At 68.7% G+C, this 24,177-nt stretch carries 14 protein-coding genes and 4 pseudogenes; 11 read left to right on the forward strand and 7 right to left on the reverse strand.

The features are described from left to right. Positions 1-88 precede the first annotated feature (88 nt). Positions 89-1,279: a Rieske 2Fe-2S domain-containing protein gene (locus AB0N14_RS29300; protein ID WP_366028771.1), complete on the forward strand. Its 1,191-nt coding sequence runs from the start codon at positions 89-91 to the stop codon at positions 1,277-1,279. 274 nt (positions 1,280-1,553) lie between these two features. Here the strand turns inward: AB0N14_RS29300 and AB0N14_RS29305 are convergent. Both AB0N14_RS29305 and AB0N14_RS29310 read right to left on the reverse strand, forming a co-directional pair. Next, positions 1,554-2,069, reverse strand: a pseudogene (locus AB0N14_RS29305) (transposase); the annotation flags it as partial. Between the two features lie 30 nt (positions 2,070-2,099). Then, positions 2,100-2,555: a cupredoxin family copper-binding protein gene (locus tag AB0N14_RS29310; protein WP_366028714.1), complete on the reverse strand. Its 456-nt coding sequence runs from the start codon at positions 2,553-2,555 to the stop codon at positions 2,100-2,102. A gap of 336 nt (positions 2,556-2,891) precedes the next feature. On the opposite strand from AB0N14_RS29310, the gene AB0N14_RS29315 reads away from it, so the two are divergent. After that, positions 2,892-3,233: a hypothetical protein gene (locus AB0N14_RS29315; protein ID WP_366028715.1), complete on the forward strand. Its 342-nt coding sequence runs from the start codon at positions 2,892-2,894 to the stop codon at positions 3,231-3,233. A gap of 516 nt (positions 3,234-3,749) precedes the next feature. On the opposite strand, the pseudogene AB0N14_RS29320 reads toward AB0N14_RS29315, so the two are convergent. The 4 genes and pseudogenes from AB0N14_RS29320 to AB0N14_RS29335 all read right to left on the reverse strand — a co-directional run. After that, positions 3,750-4,859, reverse strand: a pseudogene (locus AB0N14_RS29320) (XdhC/CoxI family protein); the annotation flags it as partial. Further along, on the reverse strand, positions 4,852-6,972 hold the full coding sequence (locus tag AB0N14_RS29325) for a xanthine dehydrogenase family protein molybdopterin-binding subunit (protein ID WP_366028716.1): 2,121 nt from the start codon (positions 6,970-6,972) through the stop codon (positions 4,852-4,854). The gene AB0N14_RS29325 and the pseudogene AB0N14_RS29320, both read right to left, overlap by 8 nt. Continuing rightward, complete coding sequence (locus AB0N14_RS29330; protein WP_366028717.1) at positions 6,969-7,961, reverse strand: xanthine dehydrogenase family protein subunit M; 993 nt, start codon at positions 7,959-7,961, stop codon at positions 6,969-6,971. Before AB0N14_RS29330 ends, AB0N14_RS29325 begins: the two co-directional genes overlap by 4 nt. After that, positions 7,958-8,533: a 2Fe-2S iron-sulfur cluster-binding protein gene (locus AB0N14_RS29335; protein WP_366028718.1), complete on the reverse strand. Its 576-nt coding sequence runs from the start codon at positions 8,531-8,533 to the stop codon at positions 7,958-7,960. Before AB0N14_RS29335 ends, AB0N14_RS29330 begins: the two co-directional genes overlap by 4 nt. A gap of 251 nt (positions 8,534-8,784) precedes the next feature. On the opposite strand from AB0N14_RS29335, the gene AB0N14_RS29340 reads away from it, so the two are divergent. From AB0N14_RS29340 to AB0N14_RS29365, 6 genes and pseudogenes are all read left to right on the forward strand, one after another. Then, positions 8,785-9,387 (forward strand): TetR/AcrR family transcriptional regulator, encoded by a 603-nt coding sequence (locus AB0N14_RS29340; protein ID WP_366028719.1) that lies wholly within the window; start codon positions 8,785-8,787, stop codon positions 9,385-9,387. Positions 9,388-10,216: 829 nt separating this feature from the next. After that, positions 10,217-10,342: a hypothetical protein gene (locus AB0N14_RS29345; RefSeq protein ID WP_366028720.1), complete on the forward strand. Its 126-nt coding sequence runs from the start codon at positions 10,217-10,219 to the stop codon at positions 10,340-10,342. Positions 10,343-10,810: 468 nt separating this feature from the next. Next, positions 10,811-12,979 (forward strand): RICIN domain-containing protein, encoded by a 2,169-nt coding sequence (locus tag AB0N14_RS29350; RefSeq protein ID WP_366028772.1) that lies wholly within the window; start codon positions 10,811-10,813, stop codon positions 12,977-12,979. A gap of 1,135 nt (positions 12,980-14,114) precedes the next feature. Continuing rightward, positions 14,115-14,300 carry a hypothetical protein gene (locus AB0N14_RS29355; protein WP_366028721.1) on the forward strand — a complete coding sequence of 62 codons (186 nt, stop codon included), beginning with the start codon at positions 14,115-14,117 and terminating at the stop codon, positions 14,298-14,300. Between the two features lie 79 nt (positions 14,301-14,379). Continuing rightward, positions 14,380-15,470, forward strand: a pseudogene (locus tag AB0N14_RS29360) (integrase core domain-containing protein). A gap of 29 nt (positions 15,471-15,499) precedes the next feature. Continuing rightward, positions 15,500-15,757: pseudogene (locus AB0N14_RS29365) on the forward strand (transposase); the annotation flags it as partial. 460 nt (positions 15,758-16,217) lie between these two features. On the opposite strand, the gene AB0N14_RS29370 reads toward AB0N14_RS29365, so the two are convergent. Then, on the reverse strand, positions 16,218-20,705 hold the full coding sequence (locus AB0N14_RS29370; RefSeq protein ID WP_366028722.1) for a multicopper oxidase domain-containing protein: 4,488 nt from the start codon (positions 20,703-20,705) through the stop codon (positions 16,218-16,220). A gap of 378 nt (positions 20,706-21,083) precedes the next feature. Between AB0N14_RS29370 and AB0N14_RS29375 the strand changes: the two genes are divergently transcribed. From AB0N14_RS29375 to AB0N14_RS29385, 3 genes are all read left to right on the forward strand, one after another. Then, complete coding sequence (locus AB0N14_RS29375) at positions 21,084-21,749, forward strand: response regulator transcription factor (RefSeq protein ID WP_366028723.1); 666 nt, start codon at positions 21,084-21,086, stop codon at positions 21,747-21,749. Beyond that, positions 21,739-22,890 carry a HAMP domain-containing sensor histidine kinase gene (locus AB0N14_RS29380; RefSeq protein ID WP_366028724.1) on the forward strand — a complete coding sequence of 384 codons (1,152 nt, stop codon included), beginning with the start codon at positions 21,739-21,741 and terminating at the stop codon, positions 22,888-22,890. The genes AB0N14_RS29375 and AB0N14_RS29380 overlap by 11 nt, the downstream gene beginning before the upstream one ends. Before the next feature lie 166 nt (positions 22,891-23,056). Then, complete coding sequence (locus AB0N14_RS29385; RefSeq protein ID WP_366028725.1) at positions 23,057-24,148, forward strand: integrase core domain-containing protein; 1,092 nt, start codon at positions 23,057-23,059, stop codon at positions 24,146-24,148. Positions 24,149-24,177: the final 29 nt, after the last annotated feature.

Consider the following 24,177-nt stretch of genomic DNA (forward strand, 5'->3'; position numbering starts at 1 on the left):
ACGGTTTTGATCTAGGAAATCCAGATCATCGCAGGTGGGAGGCACCCTTCTCCTGTCAGGGCATCAGGTCACGGCCGCAGCTGAATACATGAGGTCAAGGCTCCTAACCCGACGCCACGCCGCAGTTCGAACTCAGCGACATTCCCGCGCTCTGGAGGAGTCGTCCGATTGCTCAACGCGCAGACACGGCAGCTTGCAGCGACCCTTCACATCTGATTACGTACAGTCTGTGACCGATATCGCACCTTCTGTGCGCGACAGTGCCCGTCGCCCCTTGAAGGCCGTGTCCGGCGATGAGAGAGTTCTCGGCCCTACACTGCCTTTCCCGTTCGGCTGGTTCTGCCTGGGCCTTTCCCGTGAACTGCCCAGCGGCGGCGTTGTGACGCGCCGGCTCATGGACCAGGACTGCGTGCTGTATCGCACCCGCGACGGCGTCGCACGGGCGGTGGAGGCCCACTGCCCGCATCTGGGCGCCCACCTCGGTCACGGCGGCAAAGTCGTCGGGCAACTACTCGTGTGCCCCTTCCACCGGCTCGGCTTCGCCCCTGATGGAGCTTGCGTCTCGTCCCCCAGCGGGTCGCCGCCGCACGCCCGGCTCGGCCACCTGCCGCTACGGGAGGTCAACGGGCTCCTGCTGGTCTGGCACGGGCCTGCCGACCCGCAGCCCTCATGGGAGCCGCCTGCCCTGCCGGGCTGGGCCAGACCGACGGCGCTGTGGAAACGCGAGGTGGTCGCGCACCCCCAGGACGTCATGGAGAACTCCTTCGACTGCCGCCACGCCTCCGAACTGCACGGGCTGCGCATGCGGCCGGTGGCACCACCCGAGGCGGACGGCCCGTTGATGCGTACCCGCGTGCGCATCCATCCCGCGAAGGGACGTCTTCTGCCCAGGCTGGACGGTGTCCTGGCCCACCAGACGATCACGATGGCCGGGCTGGGAATGCACACCACCGAGGTCATCGTGGACCGCCTCGGCCTGACCACATACCTGTGGACCCTGCCCACCCCCATCAGCCCCACCCGGACCGTCCTGCGCTTCGCGACCACGGCCGCCGTGACCGACAGCGCGAGGCTGCCCGGTGGGACAAGCCCGTTTCTGCGGACTGCCGCGTCCAGGGCTGCAGCACGCATCCTGCTGGGCACCGCCGTCAAGTACGCATACGAAGACATCAGGATCTGGGCTCACAAGCGGTACCTGCCCCACCCCAGACTCGCCTCCGACGAGCAGGCGATCGGGCAGTTTCGGCACTGGGCCCGCCAGTTCTATCCCACGTCTTAGCCTCGCCGTTTCGGTTGGGGTGATGAGACGCTGCTTGGGCATGCCGGCGTCCCGGCGCGGTGGTCGGGTTGTCCGGGGTCCCTCGGGTCGCGGGCGAGGAGGGTGGCCTCAATCTTGCATGAGGGTCCGTCAGCTTGCTGACGGACCCTTTCGACTTGTTCGGGGCGGAGATTTGTGCGGGTGAGCATGCTGGCGGCCCGGCTGTCGCGTCGGGTGGGCGCCGGGTTCCACGGCTCATGGGGCGGTGGGTGCTCGTCGAGGTCGTTGTCGCTGGTCAGCCGGCGTTCGGGAGGGCTCGTAGTCGCTCGAATGCGCTGGTGGTCACGTCGGTCCAGGGCCGGTGGCGGGCGAGGCGGAGGAAGCGGCGGCGGCCGGTGGTGACGAGCTGGGCGGCGGCGGAGAACAACCGCAGCCGCAGGCGCTTGGGTTCCCGTCGCCGGGCGGGCCCGGTCAGGGCGAGCATGGGCATCCGGGCCAGCAGGTCGAGCGGGATCCGGAGGATCCGCAGCCAGACCTGGTTCTGCGCGGTGTGGTGGAGAGGCAGGTTGCGCAGGCCGATGTCGCGGGCGGCGCGGATGCGGTCCTCGGTCCGAGCCCGCTGGCGGTGCCGCAGCTCCGGGTGCGCTATCGGCGTGCCTGCGGTGTTGGTGGCGAAGCAGGTCAGCGGCACTCCGTCGGCGTCGGTGAAACGCAACTGCGCGCCAGGACACGGCCGTTCCTTGCGGACCATCAGCCGTATCCCCTTGGGCCGGCCATCCAGGACGCCCCCGGCGAGTTCGGCCACCCAGGCATGCCTTCTGCTTCTCGCCTTCGCCACGACCTACTTCATCACTACGACCGTGCCGTGCATGAACGGGTGGATCGTGCAGTAGTACGCATATGTGCCCGGCGTATTGAAGGTGTAGTTGTACGAGCCGCCCTTGTTGAGTGTCCCGGAGTTGAGCGGACCGGAGCCGCTGCTCGTCACCGTGTGCGGAGTGGCGTCATTGTTGGTCCAGGAGACCGTGGTGCCCTCGCCGACGGTGAGCGTCGCGGGCGAGTACGCGAAGTTCGCCATGGTGACGTGCTGTGCTGCGGCGGCCGGAGACTTGGGCGTGGCCTTCAGGACCACCTGCGACACCATGGAAGCGGCAGCGCCGTGCGAGGGCGCGCCTGCCGGGGTCCAGGCGCCGAGTGTGGCGATTCCCACCGCGGCGCCGGCGGCCACCAGGGGCCTCGCGATCCGATTCCGCGCGTGGCCATTGCCGTCGGTGTTCGTGGACGACCTCTCAGTCACGATGCCCACCCCATGCGTGTGTCGGCTTGCCGCAGGTGAATTTAACGCGGGGTCGCTGCCTGGGCATCTCGGCAGCACATCCACGTCCGAATCAATTCAACTCGGCGTCGACTGACGCAAATAAGAGTTCGCGCTCGAGTGAGTCAGAACGCCTTTCCCACGTAGGCTGAATGCAACCTGATCGTGCATGACCCGTGCCAGGCCGGTCACGCGCGACTCCCGGAAGTAATAGGACGGTCGGAAATGATGACACGCAGAAGCGGCAAAAGCAACCGGGGCGAAGTGCGGCTTCACCTACCACCATTGTGGCTACTCCGGGTGGTGACCGTCGCCGCGTTGGTGATTGACGCGTACGTCCACGCCGACCTCGCCCCGAGTTACGACGCGGTGCGGGCAACGGTCAGTCAGGGGCAGCTCTTCAGGATCGAGGCGGCGGCGGCGGCCCTGGCCGTGGTGCTCCTCGTGGCCACCGGCACCCGGCGTGCGGTATGGGCGTACGCATTCGTCACGGCGCTGGCCGGATTGGCCGCGGTCCTTTTGTATAGATACGTCAACGTCGGGCAACTGGGGCCGTTTCCGAATATGTACGAGCCGATGTGGTACGGAGAGAAGACAGCATCCGCGGTGGCGGAGGGGGTCGGGGCGGTCACGGCACTGCTGGGGCTGCGGAGGGTATGAGCGAGTTCCTTGCGGGTGTGGTGGGGTTTGGGACGCAAGGTGATCCTGCTGGCTTGGGGCTGTTTTGAGTGCGCGCGAAATGCGGATCATCGGGCGTGACCGCCGCCGCGATGTCCGCGAGGTCGAGCGACCCGTCCTCCCGGTGCGGCAACGAATGCGGCTGAATCCCTCCGAGCGCGGCCGCACCGCCACCCTCGTGGCTGTAAAGGGGCTCGCAGTAGAGGGTGTAGTCGGGGTCTGTCGGTTTTCGAGGTCGCCGGCACCAATTTCAGGCTCGGCTGCACTCCTGTCCGAGCGCGACGAGACGTGCGCCGGGGAACGAGCTATGCACGCTCGACGGCTACCAGGTCACGCTCCACGACCGCGCTTGATCGACCAAACGCCACCGGACGATCATCAGCGGTTGCGCCCCAGTGACCTGAGTCGGAGATTCTCTGACAGTAGGCGGCGACTTTGTCGAGGATCTCGTCGGCGGTCTTCGTCCAGTGCGGTCACCCGACCGGGGCCTTCGGGGCGGTCGTGGTGGATCGGGGTCGGTGCGCCGGTCAGCGGTATGCCCGACCCGCCCCGGCGCGCCGCGACGATCTCGGCCGCGATGGACAGGGCGGTCTCCTCCGGCGTACGGGCACCCAGGTCGAGGCCGATCGGGGAGTGCAGACGGGCCAGCTCCTCCTCGGTGACACCCGCCTCGCGCAGCCGCCGGTTGCGGTCCTCGTGGGTGCGGCGCGAGCCCATGGCGCCGACGAACGCGACCGGCAGCCGCAGCGCCTCCTCCAGCAGCGGGACGTCGAACTTGGCGTCATGGGTGAGCACGCACAGGACCGTGCGGGCGTCGGTCCCGGTGCTGCGCAGATAGCGGTCCGGCCAGTCGACCACGATCTCGTCGGCCTCGGGGAAGCGGGCCCGGGTGGCGAAGACGGGGCGGGCGTCGCAGACGGTCACGTGGTAGCCGAGGAACTTGCCCGTCCGCACGAGCGCCGCCGCGAAGTCGATCGCCCCGAAGACGATCATGCGGGGCGGTTCAACACTGGACTCGACGAACAGCGTCACACCGCCCGGGCAGTGCGAGCCGTCCTCCGAGACGTCGACCGTGCCGGTGCGACCGGCGTCCAGCACCGCGAGGGTCTCGGCGGCCGCCGTCCGGTCCAGCCGCGGATCGGCGCCGAGACCGCCCTCGTACGCCCCGTCGGCGCGGACCAGCAGTGCGCGGCCGAGCAGTTCGTCCGGGCCCCGGACCACGCGGGCGACCGCAACCGTCTCCCCACCGGCGGCGGCCGAGAGCGCCGCCTCGAACACCCGCCGGTACGGCGCGTCCCCACGGACCGGGGTGACCAGGACGTCGATCACCCCGCCGCAGGTCAGGCCCACCGCGAAGGCGTCCTCGTCGCTGTAGCCGAACTGTTCCCGTACCGCGCGGCCGTCCTGGAGCGCCTGGACGCACAGGTCGTACACCGCGCCCTCCACACAACCGCCGGAGACCGAGCCGACGGCCGTGCCGTCGGCGTCGACGGCGAGCGCCGCGCCCGGCGGGCGGGGAGCGCTGCCGCCGACGGCCACCACCGTGGCCACGGCGAAGTCACGGCCCTCCGCCGCCCACCGGTGCAGTTCGATTGCGATGTCAAGCATCTCGGCCGGCCATCAGGACCCGGTCGGGCCGGATGGGCAGGTGCCGGTGGCGTACGCCGGTCGCGTGCCAGACCGCGTTGGCGATCGCCGCCGCGGCTCCCACGATCCCGATCTCACCGATGCCCTTGATGCCGACCGGGTCGTCCGGGTCGGGGTCGTCCACCCAGTCCGCCTCGATGACGGGGACGTCCGCGTTCGCGGCGAAGTGGTAGCTCGCGAAGTCCGCGCCGACGTGTCCACCCGTGGCCCGGTCCCGGACCGCCTCCTCGTGGAGCGCCATGGACAGGCCCCAGACCATGCCGCCGACGAACTGGCTGCGCGCGGTCAGCGGGTTGACGATCCGGCCCGCCGCGAACATCCCGAGCATCCGCCGTACCCGGACCTCGCCGGTGGTGACGTCGACGGCGACCTCGGCGAACTGCGCGCCGAAGGAGTACCGTTCCTTGCTCGTCAGCCTGCCGATGGCCTCGGCGGTGTTCGAGCGCGCCGTGATGCCCTCCGGCGGAATGCCGTCCGCGAGTGCCAGCCGCTCCCGCAGGTCGGCTGCCGCGGCCACGATCGCCCAGGACCAGGAACGGGTGCCCATCGAGCCGCCGGCCAGGATCGCCTGGCCGAAGTCGCTGTCCGCGATCCGCACCCGGATGCGCTCGGGCGCCACCTCCAGCGCGTCCGCGGCGACCAGGGTCAGCGCGGTGCGCGCCCCGGTCCCGACGTCCGCCGCGGTGATCCGTACGGTGAAGGTGCCGTCCGCCTCCGCCGTCACGGCCGCCGTCGACGGGGCGACCAGTACGGGGAACGTGGCCGCGGCCGTGCCGGTGCCCAGCAGCCAGCGGCCCTCGCGGCGCACGCCGGGGCGCGGGTCGCGGTCCGCCCAACCGAACCTGCGGGCGCCCTCCTCGAAGCAGGCGAGGACGTTGCGGCTGCTGAACGGCAGGCCGGAGAGGGGGCCGGCGTCCGGTTCGTTGCGGGTGCGCAGCACGATCGGGTCGAGGCCGCACTTCTCAGCGAGTTCGTCCAGCGCGGACTCCATCGCGAACGAGCCCGGCGCCTCGCCCGGCGCACGCATATAGGTGGGGGTCGGCACGTCGAGCCGTACGACACGGTTGACGGTGTGGTGCGCGTCGGCGTCGTACATCGAACGCCCGTAGTCGGCGCTGCGCTCGACGAACTCGTGGTTGGTGGAGGTGAGGCACTCGCCCTGGTGGTCGAGCGCGCGCAGCCGTCCGTCGGCGTCGGCGCCGAGCCGGACGCGCTGTGCGGTGGGGCTGCGGTAGCCGGTCAGGGAGAACATCTGGCGACGGGTGGTGACGACCCGGACCGGCCGGTGCAGAACGGTCGCCGCCATCGCGGCGAGGACCAGGTGCGGGCGGGTGCCCTTGGCTCCGAAGGCGCCGCCGACGTGTTCGGACAGTAAGCGTACCGAGCCGGGGTCGAGGGAGAAGATATGGGCGAGCTCGTCCGCCACGAACCTGCTGCCCTGGTTGGAGTCGACCACCTCGAGCCGGCCGTCCTCCCAGCGCGCGGTCGCCGCATGCGGCTCCATCGGGCTGTGGTGCTCCTCCGGCGTGCTGTACTCGGCGTCCACGACGACGGCGGACGCGGCGAGTTCGGCCTCCAGGTCTCCCTTCGACATCTCCGTCGTGGGGCCCTCCGGCAGGTACGCGTCGGGGTGCCCGGCGTGGAACTCGACGTCGTGCGGCTCCACGTCGTACTCGACGACCAGGGCCTCGGCCGCCTCCCTGGCCTGCTCGGAGGTCTCGGCCACGACCAGCGCCACCGGCCAGCCGACATACGGCACCCGGTCGTGCTGGAGGGGCTGGAGGATCGGGTCGGGCGGTCCGAACGGGCCCGCGTAGTTCCCGTCGACCCTGGGGGCGTTGCCGTGGTGCAGGACGGCGACGACGCCGGGCATCTCCAGAACCCGGGCGTCCTGCACCGAACGGATCCGGCCGCGGGCGACGGTGGACAACGCCATCCAGCCGTGGGCGAGTTCCGGGTACGGGACCTCTCCCGCGTAGCGGGCCGCGCCGGTGACCTTGGCGACGCCCTCCACGCGGGTGTGCGCGGTGCCGACGGCCTTCGTGACCGCGGCGGCCGGGGTGGTCGTGGTCATCGGGCGGCCTCCTCGGCGAGTTCGGTCAGCACGGCCACGACGAGATTGCGCGTCAGCGGCACCTTGTATCCGTTCTTCGGCAGCGTTTCGGCGGCTTCCAGTTCGGCGTCCGCGGCGGCGGCGAACGCCTCGGCCGTCGCCGGGCCTCCGGTCAGCAGCCGCTCGGCCTCCCGGGCCCGCCACGGCCGGGACGCCACCGCTCCGAGGGCGAGACGCACGTCTCGTACGACGCCGTCCTGGACGTCCAGCGCGGCGGCGAGGGAGCCGATCGCGAAGGCGTACGAGGCGCGCTCGCGCACCTTGCGGTAGCGGGAGTTGGCCGCGACCGGGTTCGGCGGGAGTGTGACGGCGGTGATCAGCGCGCCCGGCGGCAGGGCGGTCTCCAGATGCGGGGTGTCGCCCACGGGCAGATAGAACTCCGCGAGCGCCGATTCCCCCGGCCCGTCCGCCGTTTCGTACGAGACGACTGCGTCGAACGCGGTGAGCGCCACCGCCATGTCCGAGGGATGCGTGGCCACGCAGTGCTCGGAGGCGCCGAGGATCGCGTGGTTGTGGTGTTCGCCCTCGACGGCGGGACAACCGCTGCCCGGGACACGCTTGTTGCACGGTTTCGTCAGGTCGGTGAAGTAACCGCAGCGGGTGCGCTGGAGCAGGTTTCCGCCCACGGTCGCCATGTTGCGCAGCTGGCCCGAGGCGCCGGCCAGGACGGCCTGCGTCAGCGCCGGGTAGCGTCGTCGCACTTCGGGGTGGGCGGCGAGATCGCTGTTGGTGACGGTCGCACCGATGCGCAGTCCGCCGTCCGGCGTCGACTCGACCCCGTCCAGGGGCAGTTCACGCACGTCGACGAGGCGGGCGGGCCGCTCCACGCCTGCCTTCATCAGGTCGACGAGATTGGTGCCGCCGCCGAGGAAGCGTGCGTCCGGGTCGGCGCCGAGCAGGGCGACCGCTCCGTGGACGTCGAAGACCCGCTGATAGCCGAACTCCCTCACGCCGCGGCCTCCTCGGTCTCGGTGGTCTCAGTGGTTCCGGCAGCATCGGCCTGCGCCGCCCGCGCGACCGCCTGGACGATGGACACGTAGGCGCCGCAGCGGCACAGGTTGCCGCTCATCCGCTCACGGATCTCCTCGGGGGTGAGCGGGGACGTTCCCGCCTCGGGGCGCACGTCGGCGGTCGCCGCGCTCGGCCAGCCGGCGGCGTGTTCCTCGATCACCGCGATGGCCGAGCAGATCTGCCCCGGAGTGCAGTAGCCGCACTGGAAACCGTCGAGGTCGAGGAACGCCTGCTGCACCGGGTGCAGGCCGTCACCGTCGGCCACACCTTCGATGGTGGTGACCTCACGGCCCTCGGTGGCCACCGCCAACTGCAGGCAGGCCAGGGCCCGTCGGCCGTCCACCAGCACTGTGCAGGCGCCGCACTGACCTTGGTCGCAGCCCTTCTTCGTACCGGTCAGATCAAGACGCTCGCGCAGGGCGTCGAGCAGGGTGGTGCGGTGGTCGACGGGCAGCGTGTACTTCTCACCGTTGACGTTGAGCGTGATGGCGCTGGACGTCAATGGGCCCATGGTCAGCCTTCTTTCACGTTCGTGGTGCGCGTCGAAGTCGTACGGACGATCCTCGGACGTGGGGCGGGCGGGGGAATACCGGTCGCCGAATGGTTCCGGCCATCCACAAAGGCCGCGACTGCCGCTATCGTGAGTCCAAGCGGACAGCTGTCCGTTACGGATGAACCTAGCGGACAGTTGTCCGCTTAGCAAGGGTGGTCCGGCCGCGACTCCCACGGCGGAAACCGGCCGCGATTGCGGAAGGAGGACGGGTGCAGCAGAAGAAGGACGGCCCCCTGCGCTCGGACGCGCAACGGAATCGCGAGCGCATCCTGGCCGTGGCGCTGGAGGAACTGACCCGTTCGGCGGACGCCCCGCTCAGCGCGATCGCGAAGAAGGCGTGTGTCGGGCAGGGGACCTTTTACCGCAACTTCCCCAGCCGCGAGGCGCTCGTGCTGGAGGTCTACCGCTACGAGGTGCAGCAGGTGGCCGACACCGCGGCCCACCTGCTGGAGACCCGAGCTCCGGACCAGGCCCTGCGCGAGTGGATGGACCGGCTCCCCCGGTACGCCATGGCCAAGGCGGGCCTCGCCGAGGCGCTGAGCAAGGCCACCACCGCGGGCGGCACCCTGATGAACCTGAGCCGCGGCCCCATGACCTCGGCCGTCGCGCTCCTGCTGAAGGCGAACGAGGAGGCCGGCACGATACGCCCGGGGGTCACCCCCGAGGACTTCCTGCTCGCGATCGCCGGCCTGTGGCAGCTCGCCGCGTACGACGACTGGCAGCCACGCGCCACACGGCTGCTCGACCTGGTCATGGACGGGTTGCGCGTGGGGGCGCCGGGGGCAGCGCCGCAGAAGCCTCAGCCGGAGTGAACCGTATGAGCGACGAGGCCATCGCCCTCCGGCTCAACCACGACGGCACCCCCTTCCCCTCCGCCCACGACGCCACCCGCAATCCACACCGAACGAAGAGGGCATGGCAGGCCGGTGCGGTCAGAGCGATCCTCGCAACCCCCGCTACACCGGCCACAAAGTCTGGAACAAACAGCACGAGGAAGAACCACTGGATGCATGGATCGCCCGCGCCTTCACCCCCGAGCGGCTCACCGCCACCATCACCGCATTCAGCCAGGCCGGCATCGCGGCAAGCACCGCGCAGCCCCAAACCCCCGAGCAGGCCCAAGCCCGGCAGGCGATCAAGGAATGCGAGCGGCGCCTCGCTCGCTACCAGGCCGCCCTCGACTCCGGAGCCGAGCCGGCCGTCGTCACCCAGTGGATCAACGACGTCCAACGTGACAGGGAAGCGGCACACAAGAAGCTCGACTCACCGCCGACCAGATCCGTGGGATCACTGAGAGACAAGGAGACATCACACACCGTATCCAAGTCGCCGACGTCGAGAAGAAAGAGCCCCTCTACGAAGCCCTGGGCATCACGATCACGCACGACAACGCAACGAGGACCGCGACCGTTAGGTCGAGGCCCTCGCTTCCGTATCGCTATGAGTGTCCGAGGGAGGATTCGACCACTAACGATACGGTCCTGGTCGCGCGAGGGCGGCTCTGGCTACAAGGTCTGCTGAAAGGCCCCGCTCCCATCTTGTGAGACCTGGACCTGACGCACTCGCCAGTCAGCGACGAGTTGGACGGCCGCGGAGAACAGGCTTGATGAGCCTGGACCCGACCGGGAAGGGCCGCAACAGGTGGCTCTTTATCCCCGGGCCGCTCGCGACGCGGAGCTGACCGAGCACCTCACCGCCGTCCACGAGCACTTCCGCGGCGCCTACGGCGCCCCGCGCAACCACGCCGCCCTCGAGCGCGAAGGCTAGCCTACGGCCCAAGAGCGCCGCCCGTCCGATGCGGGCCGCCGGGCTCGCCGACCGGTACCGCCGACAACGACACCACACCACGATCCCTGATCCGCACACGCCAGGCTCCCCGACCCAGGCCTGCGCGACCTGGCCGCCAATGCGCTGCGGATGCCGCCGACCAGCCCCGCGGGTTCGGTGATCTTCCATTGTGGCCGCGACCGGCCAGCCAGTACACCAGCCGGAAATCCCAGTAACTCTCGTAGCAATACGGGCAGTTGGGGTCATTCCCCCGGTGTCTCCCTTGTGCAGGCAAAAATTCACGGCTTAACTTTTGGTGTGTATTGACGGCCCGGCGGGCGGCGCCTACCGTCCGATCGACATCGCGCCCCGCACGCGACCGAGGAGACACGCGTGACCAACGTTCTCGCCGTGCTCGTCCGAGCCCGCCGTCACCGCAGACGCACAGCCGCCCTCACGACCGCCCTCCTGCTGCCGGCCGCCGCCGGCATCGCGCTGGCCTCCGCGCCGAGTGCCACCGCCGCGACCATCCCCACCACCCCCACCACCGTCGTCAACGCAGGCAGCGGCAAGTGCGTTGACGCGCGTGGCGCGGCCACCGGCAACGGCACCGCCGTGCAGCAGTACACCTGCAACGGCACTGGCGCCCAGTCCTGGCAGTTCACCGCGACCGACAGCGGCTACTACCGGATCGGCGTGGCCTCCGCGCCGAATCAGGTCTGGGACGAGACCGACGTCTCCACCGCCGACGGCGCGCTGACCCAGCTGTGGCTCTACGGCGGCGGCGCCAACCAGCAGTGGCTGCCGGTCGCCGAGGCCTCCGGCACGTACCACTTCGTCAACCGCAACAGCGGCAAGTGCCTCGATGTGCCGTCGGCATCCACCGCCGACAGCGTCCAGTTGCAGCAGTACACCTGCAACGGCACCGGCGCCCAGTCCTTCACCCTCTCCAGCGGCATCACCCCGCCGCCCAACACTCCGGACTTCGGCCCCAACGTGACGGTATTCGATCCGTCGATGCCGATGTCCACCATCCAGTCGACAATCAACTCGGTCTACAGCACCCAGCAGACCAACGAGTTCGGCACCCAGCGCAACGCCCTGCTGTTCACCCCGGGCACGTACAACGTCGACATCCCCGTCGGCTACTACACCCAGGTCTCCGGGCTGGGCCTGTCACCGGACCAGGTGTCGATCACCGGCGGCGGCGTACACGTCGAGGGTCACACCAGCGACGGCAACGCCACCCAGAACTTCTGGCGCGACGTCGAGAACATGTCGGTGAGCCCCGGTTCGGGCAGCACCATGTGGGCCGTCTCGCAGGCCGACCCGTTCCGGCGGATGGACGTGCACGGCAGCATGAAGCTGTGGGACGACACCCACGGCACCAGCACCAACTGGTCCAGCGGCGGCTACATCGGAAACTCCCGGATCTCCGGTCAGATCAACTCCGGGACCCAACAGCAGTTCCTCACCCAGGACACCGCCATGGACGGCGGATGGACCGGGCACAACTGGAACATGGTCTTCGTCGGCGACACCGGCGCCCCGGCGACCAGCTTCCCCAATCCGCAGTACACCACTGTCGCTCAGAGCCCGGTGATGCGCGAGAAGCCGTTCATCTACGTCGACGGCTCGGGCAATTGGCAGGTGTTCGTTCCGTCGGTGCGCACCAATGTGCAAGGCCCTGACTGGGTCAACGGCGCCGCTCCGGGCACCTCGCTGCCGATCAGCCAGTTCTACATCGTCAAGCCCGGTGACACCGCCACGACGATCAACAATGCGCTCGCCGGGGGCCGGAACCTGATCGTCACCCCGGGCGTGTACCACCTGTCCGCCCCGCTGAACATCACCCGCCCCGACACGGTGGTCCTAGGACTGGGTCTGGCCACCCTCGTGCCAGACAACGGTGTCACCGCGATCACCACCGCCGACGTGGACGGCATCGACATCGCCGGGCTGCTGATCAGCGCGAACACCACCAACTCCAACATCCTGGTCCAGGTTGGCCCGGCCGGCTCGACCGCCAGTCACACCGCTGACCCGATCGTGCTGCACGACGTGTTCTTCCGCATCGGCGGCGACATCGCGGGCAAGGCCATCCAGACACTGGTGATCAACAGCAACGACGTCATCGGCGACGACCTGTGGCTGTGGCGGGCGGACCACACCAACGGCGTCGGCTGGACGACCAACCCGGCCGTCAACGGACTGATCGTCAACGGCAACAACGTCACCATGTACGGTCTGGCGGTCGAGCACTACCAGAAGTACCAGACCACCTGGAACGGCAACGGCGGCCGCACGTACTTCTATCAGAGCGAGACCCCCTACGACGTGCCCGACCAGTCCAGTTGGACCACCAGTGGAGGTGACCTCGGCTACGCCTCGTACAAGGTCGCCAACTCGGTCACCTCCCACGAGGCATGGGGTGTGGGTGTCTACGCCTACCTCCGCGACAACCCCTCCGTCGTACTTGGCCATGCCATCGAGGTGCCCACCACGTCCACGGTGAAGTTCCACAGCATGGTCACCACGGTCCTGGGCGGCGCCGGAACCATCAACCACATCATCGACAACGCCGGCAACCAGGTCACCGCCAGTAGCAACGTGGCCTACCTGGTCAGCTACCCGTAGTCCGGCGCAAACACGACCGCACGCAGGAGCGGGGCCGGCCGACCCAGAGGCGTTTCACGTCGGCCGACCCCTGTCCCGCGCGAAAATCTCTGTTCGAGACGTTGACCAGGCCGTTTGTCCGGACAAGTCGGGCTGCTTGCCGGTACTCGTCGATGAGGCCACCGAGTAGTCGGGTGCGGCGGACGCGGCCTTCCCATGGGACAACGGTTGCTGTCGGGCCGCCCTCTTCGGCGACCGTGACAAGGATGCCGAGATCCTGGCGCTGCGCCACCAACTGGCCGTGCTACAGCGGCAGATCGACAAGCCGAAGCTCTGCGGGTGCCGATAATTCATCCGCACAGGTCGGCGCACTGACGGACAGCTCAATCGGGCGCCGCATCGAGGCCAAATCGAACGCGTTCAAGCGTGCAGTCGTTATGTGTTGAACATGTTCAGATCCCATCCGCTCAGCGGAAGGTCATAAGGTCGCTGACCTGCGCGGACGTGCTTATCGGCACCCACAGGGTCGACCGGCACGGCAAACCTCCCGTCCCCGGGAGCCAACCCGGACCCCCTCACCTTCACCACGACTGCGCATCGGTCGGACAGCATGAGAAAGCTTCAAGAATCCCGAACCTACGTCACCCGGCGGCAAGACACCTGTAGGAGGAAGAACCCCCTGGCCACAACAGCAGATACTCAACCGGGTTCCGGAGAACTCACGGGATGTCGCACACACGGCCGGGTCGGCGCAGCAGGTGCTGCCCTGTTGTGGACGCTCACCGAGCAGGAGAAGCTCGCTCTCGTCACGCTCGGCCGGGGAAACCTGCTGCACGAGCCGCCCGCGATCCATCACGTTTCAGCAGACGGCCGCCCAACTCGCCGAACTGCAGCCGGAGGCCGGCTGGACGGCCAAGCGCGTCGAGCACAGGGTCGCCGCGGTACGCATACGCCTGTCGCGCGACAGGGTGCCGTGGCTGACCCGCGAGGAAGTCGGCAAACCGGGTCGGCAACACGCTCGACGACTACTGATCCGCACACTGATGGAGTCGACCGCCACCGAACCGATGGACCTGCCCCTGCTCGACGCGGCATGATCCCGGGGCCTTCCTCCGGCGCCGTTGGCCGTGGCAGTCGTGCCGCGGTTCAGGAGGACTTGAGCGAGAACGGTCCGGCCACGGCCGCAAATCCGGATCACGGAAGCGTGGAGGACTGGCACGCGTGCAACGACCCCGCCGAACTGCGCATCCGGCTCGATGTGGCGCTCGAGGAGAACGCCGAACTGCACGCGCCGCACTCGCCGAGATACGCACCGAGAACCTGCGCCTGCGCACCCGGCTGAGTATGCCCGCCGCCGACAGTACACCGGGGCTGCTCCCGGTCCCCGCCTGCATAGGTAACCGGCGGCATCATGATCTATCGTGCTACTGCGCCTGGCCTACCTTGCCGCGACCAACACCTTCGCGTTCCTGCGCCTGTTGCCGATGAGCGATAGAGACAGGGACATCGAGGTCCTCACGCTCCGGCACCAACTGCTGGTCCTGCAGCGTCAGGTCGGCAAGCCCGCCTTCACGGACACCGACCGCGCGATCCTCGCCGGCCTGCTCCATCACCTCCCGATGGACAAGCTGCGCCAGCTCCCGCTGCTGGTACACCCGGACACGATCCTGCGGTGGCACCGCAACCTGCTCAAGCAACGCCACGCTGCCACCTGCGTGCCGAAGCGTCGCGGACGCCCGCCCACCGTCCGCTCGATCCGCGCCCTGGTCCTCCGCCTCGCCCGAGAGAACAGTTCTTGGGGGTATCGACGCATCCACGGTGAACTCGCGGCGCTCGGCGTCAAGGTCGCCGCCTCCACCGTCTGGGAAATCCTCAAGGAGCACGGCATCCCACCCGCCCCGGAACGTGAGGGCACGACCTGGGCTGACTTCCTGCGCAGTCAGGCCAAAGCACTACTCGCCTGAGATCTCTTCGAGACGCGCACCCTGACCGGGGCGCGCCTCTACGTCTTCGCCGTCATCAAGCACTCCACCCGGCGCATCCGGGTCCTCGGCGCTACCGCACACCCCACCGCAGACTGGATCGTGCTTCTCGGACGCAATCTCCTCATGGACCTGGAGGACGCGGGCAGCAAGGCCAGGTTCTTGATCCGCGCCCGCGACGCGGAGTTCACCGCCGCCTTCGACGCCCTACTGGCCGACGCCGGCCTGAAGGTCGTCACCACCGGCATCCAGATACCGCGGATGAACTCCCTCATGGAGCGCTGGATACAGACCTGTAGGCGTGAGCTCCTGGACCGCACCTTGATCTGGAACTATAGCCACCTCCTCCACGCGCTCCGTGAGTTCGAGACCTTCTACAACAGGCATCGACCACGCCGAGCCCTCGCTCAAGCCGCTCCGCTCCCACCACTCCCCCAACCGATCAACGAACCAGCACAGATCAGACGTCTGAAAACCGTCGACGAGACCGACTCGGCGGAACCCTTCACGAGTACCAACATGCCGCGTGACCAGGCCGGATGATTTATCGGCACCTGCAATCCCCAAGGACGCCACGCTGAAGGAACGGATGGCCCGCAAACTGCGGACCAAGCCCGGCAAGGCCGCCTACAGCCGCCGAAGAACCATCGTCGAACCCGTCTTCGGACAGATCATGACCTGCCACAACGGCCGCCAGCTCCTCCTGCGCGGCGAGGACGGCGCCCGGGGCGAGTGGCGACTGCTGGCCGCCTGCCACAACCTCCGCAAGAGCTTCCGACACGCCGGAACCGCCGGACTGGCTACCGTGGCAGGCTGACCAGCCGGGCCACCCGCCCCCCTCACGGCCCCGCCAGGCCCCACACCCGACGGCCAGGACCGTAATCACAGCCACGCAGGTGTCAACAGGACGACCACGACCGATCCCATCGACCACGGCCAACTGGCCGCTCACTCGTTACCGACCCACGCTCCTAGTCCACTCGTGCAGAGCCAGGAGGGCGGGCGGGGTCCCGCCCTCCTGGCCTGCGTGGTCACTCGGCCGGGACCGGCTCCGCCCTTCCCGGCGTCACGGTGCCGCGGACACCCGGACCGGGGACGACCACGCCGAGCTTCCGAGTGCGTTTGTCGCTCGGACCTGCACGTACCAGACCTGGCGAGCTAGTTTGCCCGTCCTGTAGAGCCGGGGCCCGACGGGAATCCCCGGCGACGTCCCGGCCAACGTGGTGAACGTGCTGGTGTCACTCCACCTGACGGCATAGCCGGACTCGCCCGAGACATCACCCCAGATCACTTGGATACTTTCCTTGCCGCCGACCCGGGCCTGCCGGCACCGGCGGGGCCGACACCATGACCGTGACGGGAGGCGTCGTGCCGCGGCCGGCGATGTTCAGCGCCGAGACGCGGTACTGGTAGGTGGATCCCAGTGCGACGGTGCTGTCCACGAACGTGACCGGTCCGGTCTTGTTGCGGGCCGGGGCCGTGCCGACCTGGCTGAACGTCGCGCCGTTGTCCGTGGACCGCTCGACGACGAACCCGGACTCGTTGGTCGCGTTGTCGCGCCAGGTGAGGCCGACCTTCGTCCCGGTCTGCAACGCGGCGGTCAGGCCGGTCGGGGACTGCGGGGCGTTGACGCCGAACGGGTCCGACACCGACTTCACCGTCATGCTCGGGAACTCGCTGCCGTATCCGACCGTGTTGAGCGCGACCACCCGGTAGAGGTACGGCGTCGTCACCGATGCCGTCGGGTCGTCGAAGGAGCGGGCCTCATGGACGTTCGGCTTGTTCAGTGGCGAGGCGACCGTGCCGACGTCGGCCCATGTGGTTCCGTCACTCGACCGCTGGACGACGAAGGAGGTCTCGTTGATCGAGTTGTCCTGCCACGCCAGCCGGATCCGGGCGTTCTTGCCCGTGCCCACGACGGAGGAAGAAAGGCCGGTCGCCTTCGCAGGCGGCAGCACCAGCGATTCGGGGCGCATCATGTCCATCTCCTCGTGGCTGAGGATGTGGCAGTGGATGACGTACTCCCAGCCGAAGTTCACCAGCTTGTTGGTGATGGCCGCTGTCGGGTTGCCCTGCGGATCGACGCTGTTGAACATCGACGTGTCGCCGAGTGGCATCGCCGGGTTGAGTGGCCTGATGGAGTTCGGCACCTCGAACGGTACCGTCGGCACGACCGGCCGCAGCGCGACGATCGTGTCCTCCAATGGGCTCATCCGCACCGTGTCCTTCCACCCCAGCTCGTTGGCGTCCGGCGGGATGATGATGTTGTCCCAGGTCACCCGGTTGAGGACTTGGACGTCGTACAGATGGAAGTGGATCGGATGCGTGTCCACCCCGTTGTGGGTGAACCGCCAGATCTGCGTCCCGTCCGCGTTGGTTCTTATCGGCGTCACCTTCGTGTCGCCCTTGGGCAGGTCGGTGCCGTCGATCAGTTCGGTCTGCGGGTTGACGTACGGGTACAACGTCACGTTCTGGGCACCCGGTGACGGTGGCTGCGCCTCGATGCCGAGGTTGGCTTCCATCCGGCCGAAGTCGTCGAACGCGGTTGCGTTCATCTCGTCGTGGATGGCCTTCGGCTGCAACGGCATCGCCATCTTGCTGGTCGGTGACCTGAGCGTGTTGAAGCCGAACGTCGACGTGTCGTTCACGCGGACCAGGCCGTCACAGGTGTTCACGGACGTGTTCTTGACGTTGCAGTTGCTGCTGGCGGCAAAGCTCGTGCCATACGCCGAGTTGTAGGCTGCCTGCCCGACGATCGTCGGGTTCTGCCCGGACTCGAAGACGCCCGAGCCGTCCGCGTGGTGCTTGAAGGCGGCCCGCAGTTTCGCCAGGTCGAACGCCGGAGCCGGCGTCGTGTCCGCGATGGTCACCTGCATCACGGTGCGGGTGTTAGGCCCGTACCCCGGCAGGATCTTCGGTGCGCCGACCGGGCTGAGGTCGGGTGCGCCTGTGTAGTAGTCGTACGACGAGACGCGTGCCGGGTAGGCCGCGGGTGCGTCGTTGTACAGGATGAGGGTCTTTCCGGCGAACTTCGAGAAGTCCACCAGTACGTCCGCCCGTTCGGCCGGCGCGAGAGCCAGCGAGTGCTTGTCCACGTTTCCGACGTCGAAGCGCGTCGGGTCGGTAATCCAGGTCGTCGGCTGCTGACCGTCGATCACGGCCGGAGCCGGCAGGAAACCACCTTCGTTGGCGATCTGGATCCAGTCCGGCCCGGCGGCGTCGTTGTTCGCGTCCACCGGGGTGGGCGACACGTTCGGGTCGGTCTGCGCGGCCTCCAGCTCGTTCGGCTTCAGCGCCACCTCGGTCGTGCCGTCGCCCTGTTTCGGGTCGGCGGTGTACCACTGGAAGTTGAAGAACCGGTCGTTCGCGGCGTTGAGCAGCCGCATCCGGTAGGTCTTCGGCTGAAGCGTCGCCTTCGGGTAGGCGACCCCGTTGACGATGGGCGTGTCATTGAACTGCTCCATGCCCATCGAGATGTTCGGCGTGCCGGGGATCTGCTCCGGCTCGCAGTACGGGTCGGTCTGGTACTGCCAGGTCGACGGGTCGTCCAGCTTGCACTTCGGGTCGTAGTAAGGGTTAGCTATGGGCCCGTACTTGGCGTCGCCGGCCGGCGGCCAGAACCACGGCCCGTACATCCAGCGCCCGTACGCGCTCATGCCCGACGGGTCGCCCGGGTTCTGCGCGGGCATGTAGACGTGGTGGTACCAGAAGCTGCCCTTGGTGCCCCAGCGCTTGGTGTCCCAGGTCGGGTCCTGACCGTAGGAGACGACCTTGCCGTCGGCGTCCTTCTGCCCCTTGAGCTGTGCGTCGTCCGGGACGAACGTGCGGTCCTGGACGAGCAGCGGGAGGGTGTCGGCCGCGTCGGGGATGGTACCGCTCTTGACGAGCGCCTTCTCGGTGTCGTCGGTGATGGTGTAGCCCGCGGCCTCGCCGGCGTACACGTTCAGCCGGGTGATGCCGTAGGAGTGGTCGTGGTAGAACATCAGCCGCGCGCTCTGCTGGTTGGTGTAGTAGAACGTCGAGCAGCCGTCGTCCTTCGCGGCGCAGAGCGTCGCCCCGTTGCTGTCCACCATGTCCGGCACGTTCTGCACGGCGACCCCCTCCGGCCAGTCCGTGGTCTCGCCGGCCGGGGTGATCCACTGGTGGGGGGTGCCGTCGCTGATCCACGGCGTGATGCCCCCGTGCAGGTGCAGCGTGGCCCGGTTCTGCGTGAAGCAGCCGGTCCTGGCGTTCGTGCACGTCGGATTGCGCACCTCGTCCATGACGGTGCCGTCGTTCTTCGGTGTGGGCATCGCCATCGGGCCCATGCCGGAGCCCATGCCGGTGCTGTCGACCGGCAGGAACAGGTCACCGTCGGCGCCCTTCGGCAGCAGGTTGCGGAACACGATCCGCACCGGCCGGTCCTTGGTCGCGGCGATGAGGGGACCCATCCATTGCGGCGAGGTCACACCCGTGTACGGCAGCGGTTGCCTGGTGCCGTCCATCAGCTCGTTGTAGAGCGGGACCTTCCGTCCGGGCACCGCGTCCGTCGACAGCTGGACGTAGCCGCGCACCAGGGTCGGCGGCAGGTCCGAGGAGAACCGGGTGAGGTACTGCACGAGACCGATGACGTATTCGTCGGCCGGCTTGGCGCTGGTGGTGACGGGCTCCGGCACACCCATGGGGATGAACTTCTCCGACGGCTTCGTCGACGGCGCCTGCAGCTGGGGGACGTCGGGACAACCCGTGCCATCCGCACCGGGGTCGCAGGTGACCGGCAGCTCGTCCTGGAACTTCTTCATCCCGGCCGTGAGGTAACCGGCCCCCGGGTCAGTAACCTTGATGGCAAGGATGGCACCGACGTCCGTCACCGCGTTCGCCGTTGCCCCGGCGCCCTGCTTGCCCGTCGGGTCGGTGATCGTGACGTCGGGCGTTGCGGTGTAGCCGGAGCCGACCTTGTCCACGGTCAGCGCCACCAGCTTCAGGCTGCTGGAGGCCTTCGCCTCCGTCGCGCCGAGGATCGGGTCGGCCAGCGTGCCGTTGTGGATCGCGACGCCGGGTGCGCTGCTGTAGCCGCTGCCGGGATCGTCGACGGTCACCTTGGTGATGCTGCCGTCGGCAGCCAGATCGGCCGGCTCGACGTGGCCCTCGGCCACGGTGCCGTTCGGGTCGTCGGGAAGGTCGAAGTCCACCGTCGGCATGGTGTAGCCCGACCCGCCCTCGGTGATCGTCACGGCGTCCACCCCACCTGAGGCCGTTGCGGCGGCACCGCTCCCGCCGCCGCCGCTGATGTCCACCGCGAAGCCGCCGTAGCCACTGCCGCCCACGCCGACCTTGAGGCCGACCACACCCCCGCTCGACTGGACGGTGGCCTCCGCGGTCGCCGGTGTGGTGCCACCGTCGATGGTGACCGTCGTCGAGCTGGCGACGTAGTCGTGGCCCGGGGCGGTCACGTCGATGCTCGCGATGCCGCCGGTCTGCGGGTCCACGGTAGCCGTCGCCTCGGCACCGGTCCCGGCGCCCGTGGTGGACGTGATGTTCACACGGGCCTTCGACACGGTCAGCGGGCTGTTGGCCCAGTTCGGCGACGGGCCGAAGTAGTGCGGGACCTTCGTCTCGTCCGTCGGGCTGCTCGGCCCATCGGCGGCAGCCGCCGCCTGCGCCTGCTGGACCTGCGACGGTGGCAGACACATCAACATCGCCACCGCCGCCCCGGTGATGATCAGCGCGACGGCGAGCCGTGCCCACGCCCCAAGCGTGGATCTCTTCGCGCGTTGGATGAACACGCCTTTCCCCCTCCCCTTGGTGACCCGCCGCGGCCTCCCCAGTGCCGCGCCCCGCGGGTCTGCCCGACAACTGTGCGGCGGGACGCCGCGCGCGGGGCGAAGATGACGCGCCTCTCATCCAGCTGTCATGACGGGATGTCGAGAGGCCGGCCCGTGGGGGACGCCGGTGCACTGGACCCACCATTACAGTGTGCGCATGTCAACCTACTCAACGTGATATCAATCGCCTTCGGTAGGCATCAAACCGGGTCGAATCACGACACTATCCGAGATCGGCTGCGCAACCCCGGGTGCGGCATTTACAAAGGTCCGGGGACAGCCGCAGATGACAGCCCAGGGGGGACTGTCGAGTGCGGTGCAGGGGAGGTAGTAGCCACCATGGCACAACTGTTGGTCGTCGAGGATGAGGCACGGCTGCGTGCCTACCTCACGCGCACGCTGGAGGCGGACGGTCACGTCGTCGACGGCACGGGGTCCGGCCCGGCCGCCGTACGGCGCCTGCAAGACGGCGAGTTCGACCTGGTCGTGCTCGACCTCATGCTGCCGGGGTTCGACGGTTTCGAGGTGATGCGGCGCGCCTTCGAACTGCGACCCGACCAGCGGGTCCTCGTCCTGTCCGCCGTGATGGACGTCGCCACACGGGTCCGTTGCCTGCGGATCGGGGCCGTCGACTTCCTTGGCAAGCCCTTCGCGACTGCGGAGCTCGTGGAGCGTGTTCGCACCAGGCTCCGTACGCCCTCCACCGGCATGTCCCAGCGGTGGCTGCACGTCGGGGAGGTCACCCTCGATCTCGAGCGGCAGACGCTCAGCCTGGACGGGAGGGACGTGCCCCTGTCGCACCGGGAGTTCATGCTGCTCGGCCACCTCATGCGGCGAGCCGGGGAAGTGTGCAGCCGACGTGAAATCCTCACGAGTGTCTGGGGATATGCCGACGACCTCGGGAGCAACGTGGTCGATGTGACGGTCCGCCGGATCCGCGGCAAGGTGCCCCAGCCGGTCATCGAGACGGTGCGCAATGTCGGGTACGCGTTCCGTGCCGGCTGAGCGCCGGCGGCTCGTCTTCGCCGGCTGGGCGCTGTTCGCCGCGTGCAGCCAGCTGCTGATCTTCGTCGTGCCCGACCTCGAGACCGTGGCGTTCCACTTGGTGTGGATCAGCATGTCCCTCGTCTACGGCGTCCAGAACTGGTCGGCCCGCCGCACGTCCGTCGTGCTGACCGTGGTCACCCTGGTCACGGGTATGACGCTGGGCGGGGTCGTGGCGGAGGGCTACGCATCCCGGGACGAACTCGCCGAAGTGCCGCTGATGGCGCTGGTGTTCCTCACCATGGTCTGGCACGTACGCCGGCGGGCGGCTGCCCTCGCGAAGATGCAGAGCCTCGTCGAGCGGGAGCGTCGCGCGCAGGAGGTCAAGGAGCTGTTCGTCCGCAACTGCTCGCACGAGATGCGAACGCCGATCACGGTGGCCCGCTGCTACGCCGAGATGGTCCGCAACGAGCTGCCGACCCCGGAGAGCAAGGAGGACCTCGACGTCGTCGTGGACGAGCTGGACAAACTCGGCGGCCTCGCCGGGCGTCTCCTCGTCCTGGCCGACGCCTATGAGCCCACCGAGTTCGAGTGGGGGCCCGTCGACCTGGGCTCTCTCCTGCGGCGAACGGTCCAGCGGTGGCGGCCGGCCTCGGACCGTCACTGGCACCTGGACACGCCCTCCGCCCTGATCGAAGGTGACGAGTCACGGCTCGAGGCCGCCCTCGACGCCCTGGTGGAGAACGCCGTGAAGTTCACCGTGGACGGTGACGCCATCGCGCTGCGCTGTCACGCGACCCGCGACGGTGCCGTGATCGACGTGGAGGACGGGGGTATCGGTTTCGCCCGGTCGCAGGCGGACGACGGGAGCGGCGGGCCGCAGTCGTCGAGGCGCTCCGGCACCGGGCTCGGCCTGGCGATCGTGCGCGCCATCGTCGAGGGTCATGGCGGTGGCCTCACCGTGGTGTCCGAGCGGCCGAGCGGCTCGTTGCTCCGGATGGTGCTGCCGCGGCACCCACCGGCGGCCGAGCCGAGGTCGGCACCGGCCGGTCCGTCAGGGCTGCCACACCTGCCAGCGGCCCAGCCCGAGGAGTCCGCCACCGGCAGGGAGCGCCGGGCGACCGCGCGGCAGAAGCGGACTCCGGCGATCCGCCCGGACTGACGGGTGTGGCACGGGCTTGGCCCCTGCCCGAGTAGGGTCAGGGACTGTGCGGGTGCCGATAAATCATCCGCCCAGGTGACGGCCTTGATCACCGATCTCTGGCTGTGCCCACCGATCGCCCCGCTCTCTTCACCTTGACCAGGGACGGGCGGCATCATGATCTGTCGTGCTGCTGCGCCTGGCCTATCTCGCCGCGACCAACACCTTCGCGCTCCTACGCCTGCTGCCGATGAGTGACCGAGATAAGGACATCGAGATCCTGGCGCTGCGGCACCAACTGCTGGTCCTGCGGCGCCAGGTCGGCAAGCCCGTATTCACCGACACCGACCGGGCTCTCCTCGCCGGCCTGCTCCACCACGTCCCGATGGACAAGCTGCGGCACCTCCTGCTGCTGGTACGTCCGGACACGCTTCTGCGCTGGCACCGCAATCTGCTCAAGCGACGCCACGCTGCGACCTGCGTGCCAAAGCGCCGCGGGCGCCCGCCCACCGTCCGATCGATTCGCGCCCTGGTGCTGCGCCTGTCCCGCGAGAACAGCTCGTGGGGGTATCGCCGGATCCACGGTGAGCTCGCGGCCCTCGGCATCAAGGTCGCCGCCTCCACGGTCTGGGAGATCCTCCGCGCGCACGGCATCCCACCCTCGCCCGAACGGCAGAGCACCACCTGGGCCGACTTCCTGCGCAGCCAGGCCGAAGCGCTGCTCGCCTGCGACCTCTTCGAGACCCGCACCCTGACCGGAGCACGGATGTACGTCTTCGCCGTCATCGAGCACTCCACGAGGCGCGTCCGGATCCTCGGTGCCACCGCACACCCCACCGCGGACTCGATGGTGAAGCTCGGGCGCAACCTCGTCATGGACCTGGAGGACGCGAGCAGCAGAGCCAGATTCCTGATACGCGACCGGGATTCCAAGTTCACGGCAGCCTTCGACGCCGTGCTGACCGACGCTGGGCTGAAGGTCGTCACCAGCGGCATCCAGATGCCGCGGATGAACTCCGTGATGGAGCGCTGGATACAGACCTGCCGGCGCGAGCTCCTGGACCGCACCCTTATATGGGACCAGCGCCATCTGCTCCATGCCCTGCGCGAGTTCGAGTCGTATTACAACGGGCACCGGCCCCACCGGTCCCTGGGACAACCCGCTCCACTCCGCTCGCTGCCCGAACCGATCGCCGAACCAGGGCAGATCAGACACCTCGAGGTCCGTCGACGAGATCGACTCGGCGGGACTCTGCACGAGTACCAGCATACGGCCTGAGCTGGACGGATGATTAATCGGCACCCGCA

The organism is Streptomyces sp. NPDC051104 (assembly GCF_040682835.1).
In the GTDB taxonomy this organism is placed as follows: domain Bacteria; phylum Actinomycetota; class Actinomycetes; order Streptomycetales; family Streptomycetaceae; genus Streptomyces; species Streptomyces cynarae.

What these genes read in the sequence shown, in the direction of transcription:
- AB0N14_RS29325 (WP_366028716.1), bottom strand. Translation starts at nt 6,972, where the DNA reads ATGACCACGACCACCCCGGCCGCCGCGGTCACGAAGGCCGTCGGCACC.
- AB0N14_RS29300 (WP_366028771.1), top strand. Translation starts at nt 89, where the DNA reads ATGAGGTCAAGGCTCCTAACCCGACGCCACGCCGCAGTTCGAACTCAG.
- AB0N14_RS29335 (WP_366028718.1), bottom strand. Translation starts at nt 8,533, where the DNA reads ATGGGCCCATTGACGTCCAGCGCCATCACGCTCAACGTCAACGGTGAG.
- AB0N14_RS29375 (WP_366028723.1), top strand. Translation starts at nt 21,084, where the DNA reads ATGGCACAACTGTTGGTCGTCGAGGATGAGGCACGGCTGCGTGCCTAC.